The 4,427-nt window shown below is 69.5% G+C and carries 5 protein-coding genes, 1 tRNA gene and 2 pseudogenes; 6 read left to right on the top strand and 2 right to left on the bottom strand.

All coding sequences use genetic code 11. From position 1 onward, the window contains the following. The 3 genes and pseudogenes from I53_RS31755 to I53_RS23430 all read left to right on the top strand — a co-directional run. Positions 1 to 428 (top strand): annotated as a pseudogene (locus I53_RS31755) (malonyl-CoA decarboxylase domain-containing protein); the annotation flags it as partial. 46 nt (positions 429 to 474) lie between these two features. Further along, positions 475 to 837: a hypothetical protein gene (locus tag I53_RS23425; RefSeq protein ID WP_374701362.1), complete on the top strand. Its 363-nt coding sequence runs from the start codon at positions 475 to 477 to the stop codon at positions 835 to 837. A gap of 64 nt (positions 838 to 901) precedes the next feature. Further along, positions 902 to 1,360: a nucleoside deaminase gene (locus I53_RS23430; protein WP_043355254.1), complete on the top strand. Its 459-nt coding sequence runs from the start codon at positions 902 to 904 to the stop codon at positions 1,358 to 1,360. 16 nt (positions 1,361 to 1,376) lie between these two features. Here I53_RS23430 and I53_RS23435 read toward each other — a convergent pair whose 3' ends face one another. Beyond that, positions 1,377 to 1,688, bottom strand: coding sequence for an ETC complex I subunit (locus I53_RS23435; RefSeq protein ID WP_043355257.1), 312 nt, complete (start codon positions 1,686 to 1,688; stop codon positions 1,377 to 1,379). Positions 1,689 to 1,713: 25 nt separating this feature from the next. Then, positions 1,714 to 1,790: transfer RNA gene (locus I53_RS23440), tRNA-Pro, on the bottom strand. 352 nt (positions 1,791 to 2,142) lie between these two features. Here I53_RS23440 and I53_RS23445 point away from each other — a divergent pair. The 3 genes and pseudogenes from I53_RS23445 to I53_RS23455 form a co-directional block, all read left to right on the top strand. Further along, positions 2,143 to 3,110 (top strand): annotated as a pseudogene (locus I53_RS23445) (SMP-30/gluconolactonase/LRE family protein). A gap of 107 nt (positions 3,111 to 3,217) precedes the next feature. Further along, positions 3,218 to 3,925, top strand: a complete 708-nt coding sequence (locus I53_RS23450) for a glutathione binding-like protein (RefSeq protein ID WP_043355255.1) — start codon at positions 3,218 to 3,220, stop codon at positions 3,923 to 3,925. Between the two features lie 7 nt (positions 3,926 to 3,932). Then, on the top strand, positions 3,933 to 4,427 hold a 495-nt coding region (locus I53_RS23455; protein WP_051045028.1), incomplete at its 3' end, for an NUDIX domain-containing protein.

Below are 4,427 nucleotides of genomic sequence, written 5' to 3' on the forward strand. Positions count from 1 at the left end.
ACTGGACGACGCCGGCCCATATCCTGGAGAAGATCATCCGCTACGAGGCGGTGCACGCCATCGCGGACTGGGACGACCTGCGCGCCCGCATCGAGCCGCCGGACCGGCGCTGCTTCGCGTTCTTCCACCCGGCGCTGGCCGACGAGCCGCTGATCTTCGTGGAGGTGGCGCTCACCGACCAGATCGCCCCGGCCATCGCCCCGATCCTGTCGCGGGAGCGCAAGCCGCTGCAGCCGCAGGCGGCCAACACGGCGGTGTTCTACTCGATCTCGAACTGCCAGAAGGGGCTCGCCGGCGTCACCTTCGGCAATTTCCTGATCAAGCAGGTGGTCGAGGACCTCACCCGCGAGGTGCCCACGCTCAAGACCTTCGTGACGCTGTCGCCGGTGCCGGGCTTCGCCGCGTGGCTGGCGCGGGAGCGCCGGGCCGCGCACCGCCCCGATCCCGGAGCGGATCGCCGCCATCGACGACTTCGTGGCCGCCGGCTACGAAGTCCACGTCAATTTCTCGCCCGTGATCCTGTACGAGGACTGGGAGGCGGACTGGCGGGCCCTGTTTGCCGAGATCGACGCGACCCTGTCCGACGCCGCCAAGGCGCAGCTCAAGTGCGAGATCATCATGCTGACCCACAATGCGGATCTGCATGCGGTCAATCTCGGCTGGCACCCGAAGGCCGAGGACCTGCTCTGGCGGCCGGACATTCAGGAGGCGAAGGTTTCCGAGGGCGGGGGCACGAACCTGCGCTACCGGGCCGGCTGGAAGGGCCGGTGGCTCGTCCGGTTCAAGGCCCTGCTGGCCGAGACCATGCCCTACTGCACCGTGCGCTACGCGTTCTGAGGCCCCGGTCGCTGAACTTCCCGCCGCGCCCGGCGTTGCCGCGCCAGCGCAGAGGGGATCGTCCATGGGGATGCACGAAGATCATATCCGCGAGGCGGTCGCCCTCGCCGAGGCCAATGTCGAGGCCGGCGGTGCCCCTTACGGCGCGGTGATCGTGCAGGACGGCACCGTGCTGGTCCGCGCGGCCAACACCGTGCACGCCACCAACGATCCGAGCGCCCATGCCGAGATGGTTGCGCTGCGCGAAGCCAGCCGCCTGCTCGGCCGGCGCGATCTCGGCGACTGCGTGATGTACGCGAGCGGCCGCCCGTGCCCGATGTGTCACGCGGCGATGCGGCTTGCCGGCTTCAAGGAAGGCTATTTCGCCTTCTCGGCCGAGGAGGCCGAGACCTACGGTGCCGGCAGCGCGACGATCTACGCCGAACTCTGCCAGCCCCTCGATGCGCAGCCGATGCGGATCAGCCAGATCCGTCCGCCGGGCGATTCGCCCTACCCGGCCTGGAAGGCGCGCCGGACGGCCTGATCCGGCCTCGCCGGACTCAATGCGTCCACGGCGCCGTGCGGTTGAATTTGAAATTGTCGGAATAGGACAGGCCCTTGCGCTGGACCACCTTGGCCGGCTGCTCGACGCGGAAGGCGATGCCCTCGCGCTTCGCGTAGGCGACGGCCTCCGCCTCGGTGTCGAATTCCAGGCGGACCTGCTGAAGCATGTCGGAGGAGCCGTTCCACCCCATCAGCGGATCGATCTCGCGCGGGCTGGTCTGGTCGAATTCCAGAACCCACTGCTTGGTCCGGGCGAGGCCCGACTGCGTGGCATCCCGAGACGGACGGAAGATGCGGGCGCTCGGCATCGGACTCGACAAGCTCCTGATCGAATGGTCGGGGCGATAGGATTCGAACCTACGACCCCCTGGTCCCAAACCAGGTGCGCTACCAGACTGCGCTACACCCCGACTGCCACACGGCCTCAATGCCGTAGCGGTTCCGCCGGTCCCCCGCAAGGCGCGGCACGCCGGTGGCCCATTCCCCCGCCTGCGTGCTTCCGGCGCGCCTGCAGCGCCCGGACGACTTGTCAGACAAATCGCGGGACGATAGCGTCCGATTCGGGACGAGGGCCGGGCCTCCCTGCTGACGAACCAGCGTCCACCATCACTGGGGGGTGGAGGATGGGGCGTTACGGATCGCCGCGCCGGGAACACCGGCCCTCGTCGCCACCGTCGGGCCTTCGGCCATGCGGGGGCGGTTGTTGGCCCTTGATGACCCTTGCCGGCGGGCGCCGAAACCGCGACGATCGCCGCGAGCGACATGGACCTTCCCGTGTGGACACCGAGCCCGCGCTATCCCGATCCGGCGGTCGAGATCCTCGACGACGCCTTCGCCCGTTACCGGGTGTTCAACACGGCGGTGGAGCGCCTCGCCACCGGCTTCCGCTGGTGCGAGGGCCCGGTCTGGTTCGGCGACGGTCGCTACCTGCTGTGGAGCGACATCCCCAACGACCGCATCCTGCGCTGGGATGAGGAGAGCGGCGCGGTCGGCCTCTACCGGAAGCCGTCCGGCTTTCGCAACGCAACACCCGCGACCGTCAAGGGCGGCTCGTCACCTGCGAGCACGGGAACCGTCGGGTCACCCGGACCGAGCATGACGGCGCGATCACCGTGCTCGCGGACGCGTTCGAGGGCCGGCGGCTGAACTCGCCCAACGACGTCGTAACGGCCGCCGACGGTGCGGTCTGGTTCACCGATCCGCCCTTCGGCATCGCGGGGTTCTACGAGGGCGCCCGCGCCGAGGCCGAACTGCCGCAGAACGTCTATCGGCTCGACCCGGTCACCGGCGTGCTGGAGACGGTGGCCACCGACCTCGCCGGCCCCAACGGCCTGTGCTTCTCCCCCGATGGCCGCGTGCTCTACCTCGTGGAATCGCGCGGGCGGCCGACCCGGCGGATCGTCGCCTACGACGTGGCCGGCGGCCGTGCCCTTTCGGGCCGGCGCGTGCTGATCGATGCCGGGCCGGGCACGCCGGACGGGCTGCGCTGCGACGTCGACGGAAATCTCTGGTGCGGCTGGGGCATGGGTGACGATGCTCTGGACGGCGTCATGGTGTTCAATCCCGACGGCCGGCCGCTCGGGCGCATCCGGCCGCTCGGGCGCATCCGGCTGCCGGAGCGCTGTGCCAACCTCTGTTTCGGCGGCCGGCACCGCAACCGCCTGTTCATGGCGGCGAGCCAGTCGCTCTATGCCCTCTACGTCGAGGTCCAGGGCTGCGCCGGCGGATGAGGCCAGGCCGGGATATCGCGGCGCGCCCGCGCCGCCGGTCGCGTGCTTGACCGGAGCGCCGCGCCGACCCACTTCCCGTCCGCCGGGGCATAACGGGACACCAGCCGATGATCGAACTCCACTACTGGCCGACGCCGAACGGCCATAAGATCACGATGTTTCTCGAAGAGGCGGGGCTTGCCTACCGCATTCACCCGGTAAATATTGGTAAGGGCGAGCAGTTTAATCCGGATTTTCTCAAGATCGCGCCCAACAACCGGATGCCGGCGATCGTCGACGACGAGCCGGCCGGCGGCGGCGCGCCGGTCTCGCTGTTCGAATCGGGAGCGATCCTGCTCTACCTCGCCGAGAAGACCGGGCGCTTTATTCCGGGGGATCTGCGCGGCCGGGCAGAGGTGCTGCAATGGCTGTTCTGGCAGATGGGTGGCCTCGGCCCGATGCTCGGCCAGAACCACCACTTCTCGCAATATGCGCCGGAGAAGATCGACTACGCGATCAAGCGCTACGTCAACGAGACCAACCGGCTCTACGGCGTCCTCGACCGGCGCCTGGCCGATCGCGCCTTCGTCGCCGGCCCTGATTATTCCATCGCCGACATGGCCTGCTATCCCTGGATCGTGCCCTACGAGAAGCAGGGTCAGAACCTCGATGACCACCCGAACCTGAAGCGCTGGTTCACGGCGATCGCCGAGCGGCCGGCCACGCAGGCGGCCTATGCCCGCGCCCCGGAGGTCAATCCCGACTACGGCAAGACGATGAGCGAGGACGCCAAGAAGGTGATGTTCGGCCAGACCGCTTCCAGCACGAAGCGCTGACCGGGACATGACCGAGGCCGCGCCTGCCCTGCCGCTGGAGGTGATCCACCGCGGCTGGAACACCTTCGGCATCGCCACGCTGACGCTGCCGGACGGGAGCACCGTCCGGCGGGCGCTTGAGGATCACGGCGAGGCGGCCTGCGTGCTGCCCTACGATCCCGTTCGGCGCGTGGCGCTGCTCGTGCGGCAGGCGCGGGTCGGCCCGGCTTTCTGGGGCGAGCCGGCCGATCTCGACGAGGCGCCCGCGGGCGGCCTCGACGGCGCCGCGCCGGAGGAGACCGCGATCCGCGAGGCGATGGAGGAGGCGGGCGTCCGCCTTCGGGATCTCGAGCCGGTGGCGCATGCCTACAGCATGCCGAGCATCTCTTCGGAGCGGCTCTGGCTCTACCTTGCGCCCTACGGCGCCTCCGACCGGGTCGGATCCGGCGGCGGCCTCCACGAAGAGGGCGAGCAGGTCGTCCCCCTCGAAGTGCCCCTCGCCACGCTGGGCGATCAGGCCCGC

The sequence above is a fragment of the Methylobacterium sp. B1 genome (genome assembly GCF_000333255.1).
In the GTDB taxonomy this organism is placed as follows: Bacteria; Pseudomonadota; Alphaproteobacteria; order Rhizobiales; family Beijerinckiaceae; genus Methylobacterium; species Methylobacterium fujisawaense.

Bases quoted from the DNA above. Each gene is read 5' to 3' on its own strand.
- I53_RS23430 (WP_043355254.1), top strand. From the start codon at position 902: ATGGGGATGCACGAAGATCATATCCGCGAGGCGGTCGCCCTCGCCGAG.
- I53_RS23450 (WP_043355255.1), top strand. From the start codon at position 3,218: ATGATCGAACTCCACTACTGGCCGACGCCGAACGGCCATAAGATCACG.
- I53_RS23435 (WP_043355257.1), bottom strand. From the start codon at position 1,688: ATGCCGAGCGCCCGCATCTTCCGTCCGTCTCGGGATGCCACGCAGTCG.